This window comes from Myxococcus stipitatus DSM 14675, assembly GCF_000331735.1.
GTDB classification, from domain to species: Bacteria; Myxococcota; Myxococcia; order Myxococcales; family Myxococcaceae; genus Myxococcus; species Myxococcus stipitatus.
Genome location: NC_020126.1, coordinates 4107253 through 4126886 on the forward strand (window position 1 = coordinate 4107253; position 19634 = coordinate 4126886).

Below are 19634 nucleotides of genomic sequence, written 5' to 3' on the forward strand. Positions count from 1 at the left end.
TCGGAAGCGAGGTTCATGCAGTCCGCCACGGACATGCTCATGTCTGCGGCCTCGCACAACCCCAAGCACGTCCAGTGGCTCCTCTCGCGCCGCTTCCCAGAGCTCTACGGCCGAAGGGACAACGTCGAGGTGCAGGCACCCGAGGACAAGGCCGCCGATGAGCGAGCCCTGCGCGAGCTGCTGATGGACAGGCTTGGGCGCTTCCTCCCGGACGATGCCGGGGCATCTCCGAGCGACGGGGGCGACGATGCACTGTGAGCCCCGGCGTTCGCGCTTCTCGGTGCTGGTGGACCAGCTCTCCCCGGATGAGTCCCCGGCCTCCTTCCTGGTGAAACAGGCGCGTACTCGCCAGGGCCTCGCGCGTCTCTTCGGGCGGCTGACGCATCCCGAGGTTGAGACGCTCGTTCACGACCTGGACTTCTGGGCGCGTCGCGAACAGATGCCGCCAGTCGCATTCGCCACGTGCTTCATCATGGCGGGCCGGGGCTTTGGAAAGACCTGGTCGGGCGCTCGGTGGGTGATTCAGAAGGCCCGCGAGGCCAAGACGATTGGCGCCCTCATCGGCCCAACTGCTGCGGATGTTCGCGACACCATGATTCGTGGCTCCAGCGGCATCCTCGCCCTGTCGCCCCCGTGGTTCATGCCGGTGTACGAGCCCAGCAAGCGGCGCGTGACGTGGCCCAACGGCGTCTATGCCATCTGCTACTCGGCGGATAAGCCGGACCGGTTGCGCGGGCCCAACTGCGGCTGGGCCTGGGGCGATGAGCCCGCGAGTTGGAAGCATGAAATGGCAGCGCTGGACCAGCTCCCGATGGTTCTGCGCATCGGCACCGCTGCGAATCCGCCCCAGCTCCTCCTGACGGGAACCCCTCGCCCGTTGCGGAAGCTGGAGGAGCTGCTCTTCTCCGACGCGGAAGCGAAGACCCTCCGGCCCGGGGTGGTGCTGCGCACGGGCTCGTCACTGGCCAACCGCGCCAACCTGGCGCCGAGTGCCGTGGCCACCATGCGCGCGCTGATGAACACGCGCTGGGGACAACAGGAGGTGCTCGGCAAGCTGCTGATGGACGTGCCAGGCGCAATCTTCGGCTCGGCGCGGTGGGGCAGGGTGGATGCGGATGTCCATGAGTACGCCCGAGCGCTGGACCGCCGCATCGTCTCCGTGGACCCTGCGCCCACGAGCGAGACGGGCTCGGACGAGACGGGCATCATCGTCCAGGGAGTGAGAAGCAGTCCGCTCCTTGGGACGGACGGCGTGCCGTTGAAGCGTGTCTCCGTGCTCAAGGACGCAAGCCTCCGGGGCTCTCCGCGCGAGTGGGCCGCCGCTGCTATCCGTGAGTACCTGGCCTTCGGGTGTGACTCCCTGGTGGCCGAGGTGAACTCGGGCGGGGAGATGGTGGAGACGACGATTCAGACCGTGGCCTCGGAGATGGGTGTCCACGTCAACGTGAAGCCGGTGCGCGCCCGCGAGGCGAAGAGCAAACGTGCCGAGCCTGTGAGCGCGTTGGCCGAGACGGGGCGCATTGAGTTGGTGGGCACTTTCCCCAAGCTCGAGCTCCAGTTGTCCAAATTCTCGGGCGTCAACGGTCGCCGCGATGACCGCGTGGATGCCCTGCTGTGGGGCGTTCACGAGTTGGTGTTCGCGGATTCCTTCTTCTGTCTGTGAGGGTGGCGATGGGCTTCTGGGACCGGATGAAGGCGGCGGTGGGTCGCGAGCCGCGCAAGGGGACAGGGCTGGAGCTGGCGCGCTGGCAACAGGCGCCGCCGCGTCGGGGAACGGCGCAGCTCCTCGCCGCATACCGCGAGATGCCGTGGTTGCGCGCATGTGTGGACGTGGTGGCGGACTCGGTGGCGGGCGTGCAGTGGCGCGTCTATCGCCGCGTGCAGAAGGACGGGCAGCCCGTGAAGGACTACGCGCTGCGAAGCGCCTCGCGCGAGGTACGCGCCGGGCGGCTGAAGGCGATGCTGGAGGCGGGGGAGGCGCAAGAGGTCCCAGACCATCCCGTCCTCAAGCTGCTCTCGGACCCCAACGACCATCTCACCGGGCGCAGTGTGACGAAGCTCGTTCAGGTGTACCTGGACTTGGTGGGCGAGGCGTTTCTGGTGCTGGAGCGCGTGGGTGGGGTGCCGGTGGGCTTCTGGCCGGTGCCTCCGAGCACCGTCACGAGGTTGCCCGCCCTGGACGTGCCCCGCGAGCAACGCATGTACACCGTGACGGTGGGCAAGGTGTCGCGGGAAATTCCGGCCAGCGACGTGTTGCATCTGCGCAACCTGGACCCCGAGGACCCGCTGGGGCGCGGCATCGGCCCTGCCTACGCGCTGGGGGATGAGCTGGACACGGACGAGTACGTGGCTCGGTTCCTCAAGACGTCCTTCTGGAACAACATGCTGCCGCCTGCCATCGCCTCAATTGAGGGCCTGTCGGATGCGAACAGCGCGGGTGCGAGGACTTTCAAAGAGTCGCTGGCCCGCGAGCACCAGGGCCCAGACAAGGCGGGGAAGCTGCTCATCACCAGTGGGAAGGTGACGTTTGCTCGGCTGGACACGAGCTTCAAGGACATGCAGCTCGTGGAGTTGCGCCGCTTCCTGATGGACTTCGTGCGGATGACCTTCCGGGTGCCTCCTGAAATCGTGGGAGACATCTCCAGCTCGAACAAGGCCACGGCCTTCGCGGCGCGGGAGAATCTCGCGGAACAGGCGACGCTTCCACGCATGGAGTTCCTGCGCACCGAGTACCAGATGCGACTGATGTCTCTGCTGGGCGACGAAGGGGCCATCCTCGACTACGACAGTCCCGTGCCGGCGGACCGCGAGCATCAGCTCCGTGTGATGGGCACGATGCCGGAGGCTTTCAGCTACGATGAATGGCGCGAGTTGGCGGGACTCCGGCCGGACCCGAGTCGGCAGGGGTACCCTCTTCCGCTGCCGGGCCAGTCTCCACTCGAAGTTGAGGGGTAAATTTCGTCCCGAGTGGTCATGGCGTCATTTGCCATGAGGACCGATAGACATCGATCTTTCGAGCAGTCCAGTGTCGTTTCTCCCACATGGAAGTACCATTGGTGATCTTCACCTCACTATGCATCACGTCGTATACGGATGATGTGATCCATGATGTGTAGATTCCCTCACGCAAAGAGCAGAGTTTTGCTGCGTAATTCGCTGCTCGCCCCACCCAGACAAGGTCATTAGACCCTCGGATGCCAGTTCGAGCTGCAAATAAAGTACTTGTATCTACACCAACTGATTGTCGGACCTCGTACGTGCTCGTTGGATACTGTGCCTTGAGTGCTGGATTGATAATCTTAGTTACTGCGTAGTCGATTTTGAGTGCTGCCCTGACGGCCGATGTGTTTTTGGTGTCTCCAATGAAGACGCCCATTACTCTGTCGCCGTCAAATGCAGTGATTGTTCCGCCCTCGGCCTTGATGATTCTTGATGCGCACACTAGATATGTCTTGTATATCTCTGCCGCGAAGGGTGCCTTGTAATCATTTACGAGTTCCGTGGATTCCGCCAAGTCGGCATACAAAACTGTGGCGTCGAGTTCAACAGCATCGTTTCCTAGTGCAATATCTTCTGGTTCGGGGACCTGTTGCCCAGTTCTCTTCTTCCAGTCAGTCTTAAAGATCGCCACCACTTCGGAATTGAGATCGTCTTTCAGTGCCATTTGAGGGAAGTCCGTGTCTATCTCGTGCCAACTCGTTTGATGACGTTTTCGATTTCGGTACAGGCTGGCCCAAGCGCCGCCGAGAGATCCTTGTCTCCAGGTCTTGCGATATATGTGATTGGGGTAATCCCAAGCAGGTCGCTGGGTATCTTTATCTCAGTGCTTTGTTCTTTGATTATGAATGCCCTCTCTCTTCCAACGCGCCCCATGAAAAGCCCGAGTTCAAAAACGACATTGTCTCGCGGGGCGTCAAGGAGTTCTTTCCTACTTATGGTGGTGTCATCCGGCCCGAATACGAAAGCGGCAAAGTCGCATGCGTCCACCTGCTTGATTAAGTCATCAACAGGAACTCCGGAAGGACCAAAAACCCCATTCGTCCAAATGCGAACGGTTGTGGTGTGCTTTAGGTTTAGCTGTATTTCCTTGGCGATCAAGAGTCCTTCTGTTGACGAGCCTAAGAACATCAGCGGGTGCTCGTTGGGGGGGCGATAAAAGCTATTTCGCTGTCTGAGTCTTTGAGCCATGACGAGGGCCATGGCGCGCCAGATTCTTGGATGGGCATCAGCCAGTTGATGAAAGTCTGGCTCTTGTATCTTCATTGCGACTACGGGGTCTTTGGCCTTGACGGTTGCCGCTCTGGGGGCGGACGGATCGATAAGGGCCATTTCCCCGAGAGCTTCGCGTGAGCCTCTGTCGGCGACGTGGCGGCCATTGATGAAGACAGAGGTTGTTCCCGAGAGAACAAAGAAGATGCTGTTGTCAATATCGTTCTGGGCCATGATTACGTCGCCGGCCTTGAACTCAATCAGGCTTCCAATATTGGCGAGGCCCTCGGCAAGCGCAGGATCATGCTGCACGACTGCCTGTTGCATCAGTGCTTCAATGAGTATCCGCTTCCCTTTGTCACCCTCATAGCGAGCCTTCATTGTTCCCCCATGCGAGGGAGCTAAGCAGCAGGGCAGGCCTCTGGCAAGATGCTGCCATTGATGTTCATGGGGTGGGCGTCTCTGGGCATGAATCCTGCAATGACTGCCGCGCGGGCCACTCGCAGAAAGAGCCCCCATAGAGAGAGGTGAATGCCCTGCCCTCTCGCCAGAGCCCGCCTCTTCACCGTTCAGAAGGACGCCCCGGAGCCCGCCGAGTGCGCGCCGAGGCGTTACACCTTCCGTGCCAATGACGGCGACTTCGACCGGTACAACGACCGGTTGAGCGTCCAGGGCTGGATGCTGGACGCATTCAACGCCAACCCCATCGTCCTCTACAACCACGACGACGGTTCCGGTGGTCTCTTCGGGACAGGCCGCAAGGACGTCCTGCCCATCGGGAAGGGGCGCGCCTACGTCCAGGGCGACGCCCTCCTGGTGGACATCGAGTTCGACCAGGAAGACGACTTCGCGCGCAAGGTCGAGAGCAAGGTGGCGCGGGGCATACTGAATGCCGTGTCGGTGCGCTACCTCATGCACCGCTACCACGAGAACGAGCGCGGCGGCTTCGATTGCGAGCAGCAAGAGCTACTCGAAATCTCCGTCGTCACGATTCCAGGCAACCAGCGCGCGGTGCGTGTGAAGGAGCTGGCCGACGAACGCGCCGGCTTCATCCAGGACGTAGCCAGGGCGGTGGTGGCTGCCCTCGACGTGCGCGAGCGGAACAAGGCCGCGCCGCCACCCGTCCCCGACGTCAACGCACTGGCCAGGCACACGGCCGAGTCCCTCTTGCAGCACCTCACCTTGGAGACGCACCGATGACCCCCGAACAGATGCAGGAAGTGGCGAAGTCCCTGGGGCCCCTCGTGGCCGCGCAGCTCATGGAGCAGGCCAAGGGCCAGCGTGACGGGCTGGCGAGTCTCCTCGGCGCGAAGTCCAAGCCGGAGGACAGCCAGGCGCCCAGCATTCTGAAGAACCTGAACCACTTCGGCGCGTACCTGAAGGCAGTGGTGAACGCGGGCCGCAACCCCACGCGCGAGGCGGTGCTGGAGCAGGCCAAGCGCTTCGGTGGCTCCGACGTCCAGAAGGCGGTGCAGGAGAGCGTCTTCAGCTCGGCGGGCGTGCTGGTGCCGGTGCAGGAGGCAGAAGAGATGATTGAGTTCCTCCGTCCGGACTCCGTCGTCCTCGCGCTGGGCGCGCGCACGGTGCCCTTCAAGGGGGAGCTGCACTACGGGAAGAAGACCGGAAGCGTCACCTTCAAGTGGATTGGCGAGGGAGAGAAGGTGGAGAAGTCCCAGCCCTCCCACGGGAAGGTGGTCCTCAAGGCCCACAAGGCCATGCTTCTCGCGGACATCTCGAACGACCTGCTGCGCAACCCGAGGGTGGGAGACGCGGGAGTGGCCGAGGACGTCCGCGAAGCGGCGGCGGACGGCATGGACGACTCGGCCATCAACGGTGACGGGCAGGGCCCCAACCCCAAGGGCGTCCTCGCGCAGCTCGATTCCTCGCACTCGAAGGCTCGGAGTGGGACGAGTGCGAACCACTACATCGCGGACGTGGATGGAATGGTGGAGGACGTCCTCAAGGCGAACATCAAGCTGCGGCGCCCCGGCTTCCTGCTGCACCCGACCCGCGAAACGGAGCTGCTCGGTCTGAAGGATGGAGGCACCTGGATTTTCCGTGACGAGATGCTCAGTCGGGGCACCTTGCGTGGCTTCCCCTACAAGGCGTCCACGCGGATTGCGCCGAGTCGCATCCTCTTCGGGACGTGGGACCAACTGCTCTACGGCGTGGACACGGAGTTCGTGCTGTCCGAGCACGACACCCGGGCCGAGTACGACGAGACGACGCTCCGGGGAATCTGTCGTGGAGACTTCAAGCTGCGGCACGACAAGGCGTTCTCGGAGCGAAAGGGCTACTGAGCCCGCGGCCTCACCAGGAGACACGACATGCACGCGAACACGCAGGACTTCCAAGTCTTCTACAAGGCCGTCGGTGTTGCTGGTGGAGCGCTCACGGCGGGTGGCTCGGGCGATGCCGTCGAGGTGGCGAGCGGCGCAGTGGATCGCAACGGCTTCGACTCCGCGCAGCTCCTCTTCACGGGGACCACCAATTGCGCGGCGGGCCAGACGCTCAAGGTCACGGTGAAGGTGGCCGAGTCCGAGGACGGCTCGACGTTCGGCGCGGACGAGACGCTGGCGAATGCCGTGACGGTGGCGGCCGGAGGCGCCGCGCCTCAGAGCTTCTGCTTCCGGGTTGACCTGCGCGTCGCCAACCGCGAGCGCTTCCTACGTATGAGGGTGACTCCCGACTTGTCGGCGGCGAGCACGGACACCGCGCAATGGGGCGCGGCCCTGGTGCTGGGCGGTGCTGACGAGTTCCCCGTGCGGTGAACCATGGCCTCTCCTGCGGACCTGTGCCTTGCCTCGGTGGTGGCGGACGACTTGGGCATCCCCTTGTCGCCGCGCGTGGAGTCGCTCGTCACGGCGGCGAGCCGCGCCGTGGCGGGCTACTGCGGCCGAGTCTTCGAGCAGGGCTCGGGACTCGTGGAGTATCCAGCGGGTTACGAGCGCCCGCTGCTGCTGTTGGAGCGCCCTCCCATCGTGTCCGTGTCTGGAGTCTGGGAGGGCGGCCACCTGGTTCCCTCGGAGGAATACGAGCTTGCCGGAGGGCTGGCCGCGTCGGGCATGTTGAGACGGAGGCTCGGTGTGTGGCGGTCGACGGTGCGCGCGGGCGGCGGCGTGTCGGGGGTGCTTGGAGACTTCGAGGGGCGTGAGGACGGAATCCGCGTCGTCTACGACGGGGGCTATGTGACGCCGGGACAGCGAGCGCTCGACTCTTCCCTGGTCGTGACGCTCCCCGAGGACGTGCAAGAGGCCGCCGTCCTCACGGCCGTTCAGCTCTATCGCTCGCGTGGAGTGGACGCGATGGTGGCTAGTGAGTCCATCGGGGACTGGAGCGTCAGCTACTTCGCGGCGAACGCCGAGGGAAAGAGTCCCATCCCAGGGGCCGCGCAGGCCCTCCTCGCGCCCTATGTCCTCTATCGGGTGAGTTGATGGCTTCGCCTTCGGACAGGTTCCGTCAGCGCATCTTCTTCGCCCTGGTGCTGGGACGGGACGCGCACGGCAAGCCCTCGGTGGGGCCGGTGTCCTCGGCACGGGCTCGCGTCCAGCCGAGCCGAAGACTCATCCGTGATGCGAGTGGCAACGAAACGCTTGCTTCCCATGTCATCTACACGGAGGCGCTGCTGGGACTGCAACACCGCCTCTGGTTGCCGGGCGAGGACGTGGCCGACTTCAACCGGGCGCGGCGCCCCCTCGGCGTGGACGAACTGGTGGACGGAGATGGAGTGGTGCGTTTCCGCAAGGTGTGGCTGTGACGCGAGAACTTGCCGGGGAGCTGGCGGCGGTGCTGGAGGCGGCGGGGTTCGGCTTGGTCCGGTCTCCAGCTTCAGGCGCCAACCTCTTCACGGCCCCCATGCCCGAGGTGGATGGCGGTGTGCCGGATAGGGCCGTTGCGCTGGTGGTGACGGGGGGCGCGGGGCCTCTTCCGTACTTGGGGTTGGGACGCGAGGCGTACCTGTCCCCTGGGTGCCAGGTACGCATTCGCTCGGAACGCGAGGACTTCCAAGGCGGGCAATCTCTCGCGCTCGCCGTCTTCTCAGTGCTCAATCAGACCCCAGACTTGATGGGCGTTGCCGTTCGTGCCGAGGAGAGCGCCCCGGTGTACCTGGGGACGGACGGAGTGGATCGGCACCGTTGGGTGCTTAATTTTGGTGTTGGATACGTCTTTCATTTGGGGTGAGCATCTAAGATGGCGGCTCGCGCTATGCGGGGACCTTGGTGATGAAAAAGCGAACCCAGTCGATAAAGATATATACTTGCCGGAGTTCGTATTTGTCCCACATGGCGTGAGCTGCTTGATTGCGTAGTGCGAGCTTCGCGGTTATCTCTTTCTGTGTCGGCAGATCGTAGGCCCCAGCCTTGGCTAGTTCTGCGTTAATTGCCTCTGTTGATTTGTTCTCTCCGTTGTCTTTGAGGAGGGATATGGTGTGCTTTTGTGCGAGCTGGCGTAGATGTTGCTCAAGGACGCCTGCGGCCACAACGGCGGCTGGGTCCTTGAACCCCTTTTCTGCCAGGTGGTGGGCCATTTCGAGAAAGTCCGAAAACACATCTCGATGAATCAGTTCGGTTACTGAATTGAGTAGGCCGTGCTCGTATTCGTGGCGAATGCCCCTCAGTGCTCCTGAAAGCTGTTCGCGGGCGTCGTCGCTGGAGGAGCCATACGTCCCCAGTATCGCGTTCGTCTGCGTCCGGAAGGGAGAGTTGGGCGAAGCGTACCGGGCGATGGCCGATGCGAGCATTAGGCATGCTCGTGTAAGGTCTCCTGTGTCTTTCAAGGTCTCCGTTATCAATTCGGGCGCAGTATCCGTCCAAGCGTTTCCTCGAGTGTGGTATGCGTGTGTTTTTGTGCGAATGTTCTCTGCCTCGCGCAGAGTTCGATCTATGTCTTCTAGAATTGCTTGGGTGTTGGTTGCCACGTCGAGGCTCCTTGGCTGTTCGCTATTGCCTGGGTCTGGTGACTAATGCTCTCGCCCTGAGAAAGGCTTGTCAACCGCGTTGGACGGCGTTGACGTTGTCTGCCTGGGCCACTCGCGGAAAGCGTCCCCATAAAGAAGTAGTGGGATGCCCGTTCGAGTCAAAGTAGATGTCGTGAAGTTGGCACGTCTGTGCCGCTCACCCTCCGAGGTGCTGCGCGCACTGGACGTGCCGTGCCGGGACATTGCGCGCCTCGCCCTCGACTACTCCCTGTTCCTGGTGCCAGTAGGCAAGGATGGGGCTGACGGACACCTGCGCGATACGGCCTTCCTCGACGGTCCTCGCTACAACCTCGGGCCTCCCCTCTCCACCACCTGGACTGCGGGCTACTCGCACCCATCCGCCGGTCCCATTCACGAGGGCTGGCACTGGGGCGAGCAGATTTTCAATCCGCCTTCCCACTTCCTGCGCAAGTCCTTCCGGCGTGCCCGGGGGCGCGCTCGCCGCCGTGTTGCCGCTGTCCTCGAGGACTTCCTCGCCCGTCGCTTTCCCTCGCACTGAAGGAGACACCCATGGCCCAACCCCGAGAGGCTTTCTTCGACAAGCTCTACATCCGCGCCACGAACACCGCGCCCACCGAGGTGGACGCGCTGGACGGTGTCACGGAAGCGCCTGTCAACCGCGCCAAGGACACCGTCGACTCCAACTACTTCGGAGGGGACGGGTACAAGCGCAGCAAGGGCACCCTGAAGTCATTCACCATCCCCCTGTCGGGACACGTCTTCCAGGGGAGCGCTCCCCAGAAGGTTCTCCGCGACTCCTTCGAGTCCGATGCCACGGTGTTCTTCACAATCATCGAGGACGAGACGGCGCCCCAGGGTAGCCAGGGCTACCGCTACCCCGTGACGGTGACGTCCTACGAAGAGGGGCGCAGCTCCACGGACGTCGTCACCTTCTCCGCCACCCTCACCGGCCAGGGCGCGCCCGTCGCGGTGTAGCGGGCCTTCGCTTCCACATCTTCGAGGAGACATCCATGTCCGCACCTGTCATGCACCGAAAGCCCCTTGGCACCCGCCGAGCCCTCCACAAGCGCGTCACCCTGGATGGCGCCGAGTTCGACATCTGCCGTCCCACGCTGGGCGAGAAGATGGATGTGCTGTCCGCCTCCCGCGCCGCCGGGGAGATGGGCGACAATCGCCAGCCCGTGGATGAAGCGGCGGGGATGATGATGATTGCCCGCATCGCCGCGTGTTGCCTGTACTTCCCAGGCACCGCGACGCGCGTCTTCACTGCGGAGGACGTTCCAGCGGTGAAGAACGAGCCCTGGCTGGAGGAAGTTCAGGGCGAGCTGGCCTTGGCCTTCGCGGGTCCGACGCTGGAGACGGCGAAGGGAAACTCCGAGACCACCCCGAGCTGAAGGCCCTGCATGGGGTGGTGAAGCTGACGGGCCAGTCTCCGGACGCGGTGCGCGGGTGGGCATGGGACGACGTCGTCCACCTGCTGGCCCTCTGCGACATGGAGGCCGAGGAGCTGCGCGCGGGCCGTCCTCATGTGGGCGCGCGAGCGGGAGCCCCACAGGTGACGGTGTACCGGAAGCGTCCGAAGAGGTGAGGCATGTCTGGCGGCGGACTCAAAGTAGGTGACCTCTATGTGTCCGTGACGGCCTCCATTGGCGGGGCCATGGCCAATCTGGCCAAGCTGGTGGAGGGCGTGGAGAAGGCCGCCAAGGAAGTGAAGGAGAAGGCGGGGGACCTCGGGGAGATTGGCGCGGTGGTGGCGGCGGGACTCGCGGGTGCCGTGGCCGCCGCGTCCCAATCCAACAGCGCCATGGCCGAGGAGGTGGAGCGGATTACCTCGCTGCTCTACACGCTGGCCGCCGACATTGGCGACGCGCTGATGCCGGTGGTGAAGCGTGTGGCCGATGGGCTGGAGCGCATGGTGGCCAGCTTCCAGTCCCTCTCGCCCGGGGTGCAGGCCACGGCCCTGGACATGGCTGTCTGGGTGGGCGGCGCGGGACTCGCCCTGATGGCGATGTCCAAGGTGGCCGGTGGGGTTGAGGCCGTAGCGGCGGGCTTTGGCCTTCTGCTCTCCGCCGTCAACGCGATGAACAAGTCCATGGCCCTGGCCTCGCTCGCGGGCACCATGGACAAGGTGACGCAGGCCATGGGCGGAATGGTGGCCAGCGCGCCCAACGTGAAAGGCAGCCTCGCGCGCCTGGCCCTGTCCTTCGGGACGCTGCTGGTGCCGCTCGCCGCCGTGGCTGCCGCCATGACGGGCGTGGTGCTGCTGGCGGGTGCCGTCTACGCGGCCTGGAAGGACTCCAGCACGGGCCTTGCCGACTTCTTCCGGGACCTTGGGGAGAAGCTGGGGCGGCTGGCCGCGCGCATTGCCGATGCCTTCGCCAGCGCCTTCTCGGCTCTCGGGGAGTTCCTCCAGCGCGCCGCCGCCTTCATGCTGGAGCGCGTGGCGGCCCTGGTGCGCGGTGTCTCGCGCCTCTTGGAGCCGGTGGCCAGGGCGGCGGGGCTGAATGAGCTGGCGGACGCCTTCGCGTCGGTGTCCACCCTCACGGGCAAGCAGCTCCTCGACACGTTGGGCCAAGGCGTCCAGGTGCTTTGGATGGGCGCGAAGGACGTGGCGGGCGTGGTGGGCTCGGCGGTGGCCGATGCCGGGCGGACGCTGGCCGAGGGCGCGGCCTTTGGATTGAGCTCCAGTTCGGACGGAGCCAAGCGTCTGGGGGCTGACATCGCCCAGGCCCTCATGCTGGACCGCATCACCGAGTCCATGGACGCGCTCGTGGAGCGAATCACCGGCATCTTCTCAGGGGAAGGAAAGGCGCGCATTCGCCAGCCCACGGACAAGGGGGCGTTGGCAGATGCCGCACGCGAGGAGGCCGCGCGAGAGCGGGAGCTGGCGAACCTCCAGCGCCAGGCCGCCGAGGAGTCACACCGCGAATTCGTCGCCAGCATTCGCGTGGACGAGGCCGCGGGGGCCGCCTCCTTCGCGCTGATGCGGCGTGAAGCCGAGGCCCTGGCCGATGCCGCCAAGGACGCGATGCGGAAGGCCAGCGAAGCCATGCAGGCGGCCCGGGAAGCCCTCGTGAATCGCTTCCTCGGCGGCCTGGGGCAGTTGGCGGACCTCATCAACGCGGGGCTCCAGGGCTTCCAGGCGGGCGGGGCCTACGGGGCGATTATCGCCGTGGTGGCGGAGCTGCTCATGCAGTCCAAGGGCTTCAAGGATGTCATAGAGGTCACCAACGGCATCATCCAACAGGTGGCGGATGCGCTCGGGACGCTCCTGGAGCCGCTCCAGCCCCTGCTCGGCGCCATCTCCCTCATCATCGACGCCTTCTTCTCCAGCCTGACGCCCGTCTTCGAGATGCTGGCGAACGCGATTGAGCCGCTGGCGGCACCTCTCGCGCTCATCGGACAACTGCTGGAGGGGCTCGCGCCTCTCTTCGCGCAGTTGGGCAAGGTGTTCATGTTGATTCATGACCCACTGAGCCAACTGGTGGGCCCGGTGATGAAGGCCCTGTTTGGCGTGCTGAAGTTCGTGGCCATGGTCATCCTCGCCGTGGCGCGGGCGATTGGCTGGGTCTGGAATCTCATCGTCAGTGCGGTGCAGAAAGTCATCCGCGCATTGAGCAGCCTTGTCTCGTGGACGGGCTTCGACGGGTTGGCGCGCTTCGCTCGGAGCCTCGACAGCCTGCGGGTGGACACAGACGCCATGCGCGAGTCCTTCGACGCGCTGCAAGACATGACGTGGGAGTCGGCCATGGCGCGGGCCGAGGAGGCGGCGCGGGTCCGCGAGCACACGGACGCCGTGACGCGCGCCACGGAGGCGATGACCAACGTCCCGTCCGCCTGGAAGCGGGCGCTGCGCACCTTCGAGTCCGAGAATGCGCAGGAAGGGCCCACGCGTCCCCCGACACGGACGCCACCGAAGAGCACCATGCCCGAGGATGTGGACGTGCCGGACGAGGACGAGCACCGAGCCACGCCCATTCAGAGTGCCGGGGTGCCTCTACCTCCGGAGCTGATTGCAGTCATGGACCGGATGTTGCGCATGGTGGGGATGCGCATGAGCGAAGCGGGGCGCCTGGTGCCCATCACCTACAACATTGTCGGCTACGACATTGACGCGGCCATGGAGCAGACGCGCCGGGACGAGGAACTGCGCCAGCAACGCACGAGCCTTCGCACCAGTGGCAGCCGCATCCGTCCGTCGTCGCGCTATTCACCCGTCTGAGGAGTCCCCATGTCCGCGCTCACCCTCTCAGGGATTCCCTTGCCTGTCCTCGCTGACCGGGGGCTGACGTACACGCCCACGTTGCTGGGCGAGCATCGCCGCGCGTTCTCCGGGTGGCTACGCACGAGCGAGCGGCGCGAAGTCATCACCTACGCGGGGAACACGGGCCCGCTGTCCCAGGAAGAGGCTCGCGCGTACCGGGGACTCCTCAAGGGCGAGGGGCACGTCTGGAACTTCGATGTGGGGATGCGGAGCAACACCTTCCTTCTGCCGAGCGGCACTGTTGGGACGATGAGTGTCTGGGCGGGAGGGCGGTTTGGCGCGTGTCTGCGCATGTCCGTCAGCTCCAGCATCACGCTTCCCGTGGCGCTCGGGCCGAGGTGGACGGTTGCCTACTGGTGGAAGCTGGAAGGGACGGCCCACTGGACTCACTTCGTCCACCGCTCGGGTCATCTCATCGCGAGCAACGGCCAGGGTGACGCAGTCCCTTCCTCGGAGGGCGCCCTGGTGGTGGACGACGCGGGTGCCTTGCCCGGTGGGGATGTGACGCTGCGAATCCTCCCGCGCTCCGCTGGTGGCCTCTTCAACCCCAACAACGCGGCCTTGCTGGTGGATGACGTCGTTGTCCTGCCGTGGGTGATGCCGTCCTCGTGGCTGTCGCCCTGGTTCAGTGCGGGCCAGCCCTTCGGCGCGCCGTACCCATACCACTTGGCCTCGGGCCGCGCGCTGTTCGAGCCGCGTGTGGTGTTGGGGCGGATGGGGCAGGGGAGAGCGGTGCAGTGGTGGCAGGACGGTGGCTTCGTGCTGGGCCAGGAGTTCGACTTCGAGTTGCAGGAGCGTTGAGCATGCGTCCCTTGTCTTCCTTCCAGGCGGCCCTCCTCACCAGTCCCACCGGCTACTCGACGCACCCGCGTGTCTGGGTGAGGGACTTGAGGGGGACATGGCTCAAGCTCAACTCCCTCCTCGACTCGGACTGGGTGCTGGGGGTGCGCATCAGCGAGAAGCTGGATGCTCCCGTGGCCGAGGCCGAGGTGACGCTGGCGCGCAGTGGCCCCGGTGGGGCGCGCCTGTCCCTCTCGCCGTTGGTGGTGCAGTCGCTCATCAACACCACGGGAGGCGCCTTCGCTCCGTTGCTGGCCGAGGCGGCCTACTTCCGCGTCGAGTTGGGGCTGGCGGCGCTGGGCCAGGTGCCCAAGGAGGAGGACTATTTCGAGGTCTTCCGTGGCCGCATTGACGAGGTGGACCCGGGGGCCGAGGAGCTGAAGGTGGTGGGGCGGGACTTGGCCGGGCTCCTCCAGGACACCTTCATCGAGGTGGAGCGCGAGTATGGAGACGACTCCGCGGGCGTCCCGGTGCAGCACATCATCCAGGCCCTCTGTAACGACAACGGCCTGTCCAGCTTCGGCCTCTACGTGCCGGTGGACCCGCTCTCCCAACGGGGCAAGTACAAGCAGAAGGTGGAGCCGGTGCTGGACGCGGTGCGTACCCTCGCCCAGCGAATCGGTTGGGACTGCCGGATGAAGTGGCGCCCCGTTGCCGGGGCGTATGCGCTGACGCTCTACGCGCCGGACCGGCTGCAATCCGCCGAGGAGTGGGCCTATGGCCCGGACGAGTACGGCGAGCCCGACTCCGTGACACGCCAGCTCACGGACATCCGCACGGACGTCGAGGTCGTCTACTCGGACAGGGCGGACCTGGACTCCTCGGGCGTGCCCAAGCGCAAGCGCGTCACGGCCAGCAACCCCACGGTGCGCGCGCAGGTGGGGCGGCGGTGGATGCAGCTCGTGGAAGAGGACACCAGCAATATCGACAGCCGGGCGGAAGCCCAGCGGCTCGCGGACGCGGCGGTGGCGGACCTCTCCGTTTCGCCCCTCACGGTGGGGCTGACGGTGGACCCTCACCCGGGCCTGGAGCTGGGAGACATGGTGCGGGTGGAACCGGACGGCATCCGTCTGGACACGGCGCAGCTCCTCGCCGTCCAGGAGATTGAGCACTCCTGCTCCACGGACGGTGTGGCGCGAATGAAGCTGGTGCTGCGCGGTCAGCCCTCGACGTCGGTGCGGGAGTGGCTGGAGCGTGACGCGCGGCCCGGCATCGCTCCGAGCGCGCCATTCACGGGGCCTGCCGCGCCCCAGGGCGTCAGGGCCATGCCCATCGTCAACGGCTTCACCGTGACGTGGACGCCCGCTCCGTCCGGCCCTCGCTGGGAAGAGTACGAGCTGCATGTCTCCCGGGACGCGGGCTTCGCGCCTTCTCGGGACACCTTCAAGGAGAGAGGGAAGCGGACCTCGTTTCAGGTGTCCGACTTGAAGCCGGGCGTGACGTACTTCTGCCGGGTGGTGGGGCGGGACGTGAAGGGCAACGTGGGGGCGCCCTCCGAGGCGGTGTCCGTCACCTCGGCCTACGTGACGCCCGGCGCGATGTTGCCAGGAGTGGCCTTCGGTGAGTCTCCACCCAACCCGGACTTCGAGGCGTGGAGCGTGGAGTCCTCGCCTCCCGATGCGTGGGTGATGGGCGAAGGGCTGTGGGGAGGACATGCCCAGGTGACGGAGGACGCCTTCACCGGTAAGCGCGCGGTGCGGCTGATGGCGAACTACACGCGCCTCGACTCGCAAGCGATGATTGCCCGTCCTGGGGACAGGTACAGCGTGGACGCGCTGGTGAAGTCAATGCAGTTTGGGGCGAGCCTGACCATTCAACTCGTCTGGCTGGGCGGCGCCTTCAACGTGGTGTCTGTGTCCACCATCAGCGACTTCTTGTCCCCCAGTGAGTGGCGCCCTGTGAGGGGCATCCAGACGGCTCCGACTGGGACGCGCTACGTGCAGGTGCGCCTTCGCGTGCCCTACGAGCCCGGGACTCCATGGGTCCACGTCGATTCAGTGCGCCTGGAGCGAGTGGGGGGCATCGTCGAGCGGTGGGCGGCGATTCGCTCGGAGCAAATCACGGACTTGGAGAATGGCTGGACTGCGTGGAACACGGCCCACTTCCCGTTGGGTTACTACAAAGGCAGCGACAACGAGGTGTCCATGCGTGGCCTGGTGCGCCCGGGGACGGTGGGCTACGTGACGCTCTTTCAATTCCCAGTGGGCTATCGGCCCAGTAGCCCGCGCATCTTCCCGATGCCCGCGACGAATGGAATAGCCCAAGGGCACGTCGACCCGGATGGACGGGTGCAGGTGTACTCAGTACCGGAAGGCGCATTGTGGGTGAGCCTGGACGGGGTGCGGTTCCGCGCCGAGTCCTAGCCATCGCCTGTACACTCGCGCGATGCCCGGTTCCCCAGTCGCTCGCGCCAATCGGAGGCATTTCTGGTTCATCGTCCTCGGTGTGGGCGTGCCAGTAAGCGTGCTCTACTTTCTTGCGTTTGCCGACATCGCTTCGGTGTGCGTTTGCGGTGATGGACAGCTCCGAAAAATCATCCGAGTCGCCCTGGAGGATAAGGACAAGCTCTGCTCCCGTGCATGCGAAGGCCTCGGGGGCGGTCATTGGCTGCGGGATGGATTGGTGCCGGAGTTAGAACGCAAGACGAGCTCAGACGCTGGCTTGAAGTGACAAAGCAGTGGGCTCGGGCCGCAGCGAGAAAGCGTCCCCATTGAAGAAGGAGAGCGGGAGACGTGCGGCATGTCGCCGTGCGCCCCGCGTGAAAGGCTCTCCATGCTTCGTTCTTCGTTCCTTCTGTCGTGTCTCGTGCTCGCCTCGCCCGCGCTGGCCGCCGAGTCTCCGGGCATACCGGACCCGAGCCGGATTGAGGAGTTCGCGCGGCTGGTCTTCGACGCCGTGACGTCGCGCAACTGGGCGCTCGTCGCATCCCTCGCCGTGGTGGCGGTGGTGTACGTGCTGCGCCGCTTCGGCGGCACGCGCATCCCGTGGCTTGCCTCCTCGCGGACGGGGGCGGTGCTGGCCTTGCTGGTGGCCGTAGCGGGCGCTGTGGGCAACGCGCTCCTCGCGGGGACGCCCTTCACCTGGGGCCTTCTGCTCAAGGCGCTGGGCATCGGCCTGGGCGCCGCGGGTGGTTTCTCCGTGCTGAAGGCGCTCCTCTTCGGTGATGCAGCGGTGAAGAAGGCCGAGGCGGCGGGCGAGGTGGCTGCTGGGGAGATTGCTGGCAAGGCGGCGGCGGTGGCCGTGCTGGAGCAGCTCCACAAGGGCCGCAAGCCGTGAGGTGCCTGGCCCTGGCGCTGGCCCTGGTGGCATCGGGGCCGGTGCGCGCCGAGGCCGAGGTGCTGGACGTCGCCCGCGCCACCGTGACGCTTCAGGATGGGCGCACGGTGGACGTGGGCGAGGGGTGCTGGCTGTCCGAGGCGAGGTGCATAGGGACAGCCCGCGAGGTGCGCCGCCTCCAGGCCGAGAACGAGGCCCTTCGTACCCAGGCAGGCGCTGTGCCGCTGGTGAAGGTGCTCGTGGCGCTCGGCCTGGGCGTGGGGTTGGGCTTTGCGGCGGCACGGCTCGTTCGGTGAAGGGTTGAGCTTTTAAAGTTCTAGATGTGTGGACTTATCCAGTTTGAGTGGGTGAGAATCCTTGGGAGCACTCACGCTTGCTTCCGAGGCCCTCATGCCCACCACGACTGACAGCGGTCGATTCGTCGCGCAGTCCCACCTCCCGCCACCCGTGACTCCCGACGCGCCCGAACCCCTCTTCACACTGGGCAGCGTTCGGTATGTGGCCGTGCGCGAGTTGACGGTGATGCCCTCAGGGGAGGTGTTGCTGCTGGCCCATCGCTACGTGCTGGATGAGGACGTGCCGGGCCCGTGCCTCGTGCGGCGCCTCCCCAGTCCGGCCACGTACGAGGAGCGGAAGAGGCTCGTTGATGAGATTCAACTGGCCTTCCGCCTCAACCACCCGAGCATCGCCCAGGTGCAACATCTGAAGATTCACCGAGGGGCCCCCCATGTCGTCATGGAGTGCGTGGATGGTCCCTCCCTGGACACGCTGATGAGCGCAGGTGTGGCACGGGGAAAGCCTGTGTCCGAGGCGCTGGCTCTCTTCATTGCGGCCGAGGTCGCGGATGCCCTTCACTACGCCCACACGTTGCGCGGGGAGGACAACAGGCCGCTGGGCATCGTCCATCGCGACGTCAACCCTCGCCACGTCTACTTGGGGAACCACGGTGGCGTGAAGCTGGCCAACTTCGGTGCTGCCTACTCGTTGATGGTGGGGCGTGTCCGCTCACCCGCCAACCTTGTGCGAGGGGATGTGGCCTATGCCTCGCCCGAGTACGTGGAGCGACAGCCCGTATCCCCGGCATCGGACCTCTTCAGCCTCGGGGTGGTGCTTGTGGAGCTGCTGACGGGCAAGCACCTCTTCGATGTGGAGGATGTGCCCACGGCTCCGGATGGGATGTCACCCCTCCAGGGTGAACCGTTTCCGTCCCTGCCGTTGACGCAGATGCGGGTGTTGCTCTCCCGCTTCGGTCCGGCGGACGTCGAGAGCGTGGTGAAAGAGCTGTCGCCTGACGTGAAGGCCATCCTCCATGCGGCGCTTCGCGTCGCTCCCGGTGAGCGCTTCGCGACGGCTGCGGACATGGGAGAGGTGCTGCGCGCGGCGTTGACGAAGCGGCACCCTAGCTATGGGCGCCAGGACGCCCAGCAAGAGATTGCCCGTGTCATCGCGGAGGGGAGCTGCCTCCGGGACATGATGGAGTTTGGTGAGGCAGGCATCTACCCGGAGGGGTTGGACGCTCACGAGATCGAGGCGCTCTCGGACGACGAGGACTAGCGAGTCAGAACGGTGGCGACTCGGAGGAGGGCGTCCAACTCCTCTGCGTCCATCTTCCGTGCAAGGGCCAGGAGGCGGCGCAGCTCCGGGGTTTCGGCTTCGAGGACAGGGGGGCTCGTCGTCTTCTTGCCCCCTCCCTGCGGCACCATTCCCATCAAATCCTGCGGAGTGAGGCCCAGTGTTGTGGCGAGGCGGTGGAGGACGGGGACACTGGGCAGCACCTTCCCGCGTTCCAGGCGACCGTAGGCGGGTTCCACGAGACCCACGCGCTCGGCAACTTCTCCGCGTGTCAGGCCCAGCTTCAACCGCACCTCTCGCGCTCGTGAGCCAATAGTGATTGCCAGGACTTCATTCATGGGAGTTCCCCTTCATGGGTTGGGGGGATGGAAGAGGCTTGGTGCACGCGACCTTCATAGCGGGAGTGGATACCAGACATCCAGCGACTCATAATGAATGTCAGAGGTTCTCATCTGGAAAAGGGAGCAAAGAGAGGACTCCCTGCTGGGTAGTTCATCTGGTAGGTTCCTCTGCCAGTTGGGAGGGCGCGCACAT

At 65.2% G+C, this 19634-nt stretch carries 22 protein-coding genes; 18 read left to right on the forward strand and 4 right to left on the reverse strand.

The window, feature by feature from the left end:
* The first annotated feature begins 15 nt into the window (after positions 1–15).
* From MYSTI_RS44625 to MYSTI_RS16125, 3 genes are read left to right on the forward strand one after another with little or no spacing between them, the layout of a single operon-like run.
* Positions 16–258: a hypothetical protein gene (locus MYSTI_RS44625; RefSeq protein ID WP_233278288.1), complete on the forward strand. Its 243-nt coding sequence runs from the start codon at positions 16–18 to the stop codon at positions 256–258.
* Complete coding sequence (locus tag MYSTI_RS16120) at positions 248–1663, forward strand: terminase large subunit domain-containing protein (RefSeq protein WP_015348830.1); 1416 nt, start codon at positions 248–250, stop codon at positions 1661–1663. Before MYSTI_RS44625 ends, MYSTI_RS16120 begins: the two co-directional genes overlap by 11 nt.
* An 8-nt stretch (positions 1664–1671) precedes the next feature.
* Positions 1672–2955 carry a phage portal protein gene (locus MYSTI_RS16125; RefSeq protein ID WP_015348831.1) on the forward strand — a complete coding sequence of 428 codons (1284 nt, stop codon included), beginning with the start codon at positions 1672–1674 and terminating at the stop codon, positions 2953–2955.
* Between the two features lie 16 nt (positions 2956–2971).
* Here the strand turns inward: MYSTI_RS16125 and MYSTI_RS41790 are convergent, their stop codons facing one another.
* Together MYSTI_RS41790 and MYSTI_RS41795 are read right to left on the reverse strand one after the other, a co-directional pair.
* Positions 2972–3664, reverse strand: coding sequence for an adenylate/guanylate cyclase domain-containing protein (locus MYSTI_RS41790; protein ID WP_015348832.1), 693 nt, complete (start codon positions 3662–3664; stop codon positions 2972–2974).
* A 17-nt stretch (positions 3665–3681) separates the two neighbouring features.
* Positions 3682–4590, reverse strand: coding sequence for a TIR domain-containing protein (locus MYSTI_RS41795; protein WP_169558637.1), 909 nt, complete (start codon positions 4588–4590; stop codon positions 3682–3684).
* 150 nt (positions 4591–4740) lie between these two features.
* Between MYSTI_RS41795 and MYSTI_RS16130 the strand changes: the two genes are divergently transcribed.
* The 5 genes from MYSTI_RS16130 to MYSTI_RS16150 are packed head-to-tail and all read left to right on the forward strand — an operon-like array spanning position 4741 to position 7966.
* Positions 4741–5409 (forward strand): HK97 family phage prohead protease, encoded by a 669-nt coding sequence (locus MYSTI_RS16130; RefSeq protein ID WP_015348834.1) that lies wholly within the window; start codon positions 4741–4743, stop codon positions 5407–5409.
* The gene (locus MYSTI_RS16135) at positions 5406–6509 is read left to right on the forward strand and encodes a phage major capsid protein (protein WP_015348835.1); all 1104 of its coding nucleotides are present in this window, start codon (positions 5406–5408) and stop codon (positions 6507–6509) included. The genes MYSTI_RS16130 and MYSTI_RS16135 overlap by 4 nt, the downstream gene beginning before the upstream one ends.
* A gap of 27 nt (positions 6510–6536) precedes the next feature.
* Complete coding sequence (locus tag MYSTI_RS16140; protein ID WP_015348836.1) at positions 6537–6980, forward strand: hypothetical protein; 444 nt, start codon at positions 6537–6539, stop codon at positions 6978–6980.
* A 3-nt stretch (positions 6981–6983) separates the two neighbouring features.
* The gene (locus tag MYSTI_RS16145) at positions 6984–7643 is read left to right on the forward strand and encodes a hypothetical protein (protein ID WP_015348837.1); all 660 of its coding nucleotides are present in this window, start codon (positions 6984–6986) and stop codon (positions 7641–7643) included.
* Positions 7643–7966: a hypothetical protein gene (locus tag MYSTI_RS16150; protein ID WP_015348838.1), complete on the forward strand. Its 324-nt coding sequence runs from the start codon at positions 7643–7645 to the stop codon at positions 7964–7966. The genes MYSTI_RS16145 and MYSTI_RS16150 overlap by 1 nt, the downstream gene beginning before the upstream one ends.
* A gap of 447 nt (positions 7967–8413) precedes the next feature.
* Here the strand turns inward: MYSTI_RS16150 and MYSTI_RS43110 are convergent, their stop codons facing one another.
* Complete coding sequence (locus tag MYSTI_RS43110) at positions 8414–9127, reverse strand: hypothetical protein (protein ID WP_015348840.1); 714 nt, start codon at positions 9125–9127, stop codon at positions 8414–8416.
* A gap of 172 nt (positions 9128–9299) precedes the next feature.
* Here MYSTI_RS43110 and MYSTI_RS16160 point away from each other — a divergent pair, with 172 nt between their 5' ends.
* The 10 genes from MYSTI_RS16160 to MYSTI_RS16205 all read left to right on the forward strand — a co-directional run bounded on the left by MYSTI_RS16160 (position 9300) and on the right by MYSTI_RS16205 (position 19082).
* Positions 9300–9686: a hypothetical protein gene (locus MYSTI_RS16160; RefSeq protein ID WP_233278289.1), complete on the forward strand. Its 387-nt coding sequence runs from the start codon at positions 9300–9302 to the stop codon at positions 9684–9686.
* A gap of 11 nt (positions 9687–9697) precedes the next feature.
* Entirely contained in the window at positions 9698–10123 is a 426-nt protein-coding gene (locus MYSTI_RS16165) for a phage tail tube protein (protein ID WP_015348842.1), read from the forward strand.
* 35 nt (positions 10124–10158) lie between these two features.
* Positions 10159–10542 (forward strand): phage tail assembly chaperone, encoded by a 384-nt coding sequence (locus MYSTI_RS16170; RefSeq protein WP_015348843.1) that lies wholly within the window; start codon positions 10159–10161, stop codon positions 10540–10542.
* Positions 10543–10556: 14 nt separating this feature from the next.
* Positions 10557–10736, forward strand: a complete 180-nt coding sequence (locus tag MYSTI_RS16175; RefSeq protein ID WP_015348844.1) for a hypothetical protein — start codon at positions 10557–10559, stop codon at positions 10734–10736.
* 3 nt (positions 10737–10739) lie between these two features.
* On the forward strand, positions 10740–13370 hold the full coding sequence (locus tag MYSTI_RS16180) for a phage tail family protein (protein ID WP_015348845.1): 2631 nt from the start codon (positions 10740–10742) through the stop codon (positions 13368–13370).
* A 9-nt stretch (positions 13371–13379) separates the two neighbouring features.
* Entirely contained in the window at positions 13380–14213 is an 834-nt protein-coding gene (locus MYSTI_RS16185; protein ID WP_015348846.1) for a hypothetical protein, read from the forward strand.
* 2 nt (positions 14214–14215) lie between these two features.
* Positions 14216–16615, forward strand: a complete 2400-nt coding sequence (locus tag MYSTI_RS16190; RefSeq protein ID WP_015348847.1) for a fibronectin type III domain-containing protein — start codon at positions 14216–14218, stop codon at positions 16613–16615.
* A gap of 409 nt (positions 16616–17024) precedes the next feature.
* Complete coding sequence (locus tag MYSTI_RS16195) at positions 17025–17528, forward strand: hypothetical protein (protein WP_233278290.1); 504 nt, start codon at positions 17025–17027, stop codon at positions 17526–17528.
* Positions 17525–17824, forward strand: coding sequence for a hypothetical protein (locus MYSTI_RS16200; RefSeq protein WP_015348850.1), 300 nt, complete (start codon positions 17525–17527; stop codon positions 17822–17824). Before MYSTI_RS16195 ends, MYSTI_RS16200 begins: the two co-directional genes overlap by 4 nt.
* Positions 17825–17918: 94 nt before the next feature.
* Complete coding sequence (locus MYSTI_RS16205) at positions 17919–19082, forward strand: serine/threonine-protein kinase (RefSeq protein WP_015348851.1); 1164 nt, start codon at positions 17919–17921, stop codon at positions 19080–19082.
* On the opposite strand, the gene MYSTI_RS16210 is transcribed toward MYSTI_RS16205, so the two are convergent.
* Positions 19079–19438: a helix-turn-helix domain-containing protein gene (locus MYSTI_RS16210; protein ID WP_015348852.1), complete on the reverse strand. Its 360-nt coding sequence runs from the start codon at positions 19436–19438 to the stop codon at positions 19079–19081. The two genes, MYSTI_RS16205 and MYSTI_RS16210, sit on opposite strands and share 4 nt — an antisense overlap.
* Positions 19439–19634 lie beyond the last annotated feature (196 nt).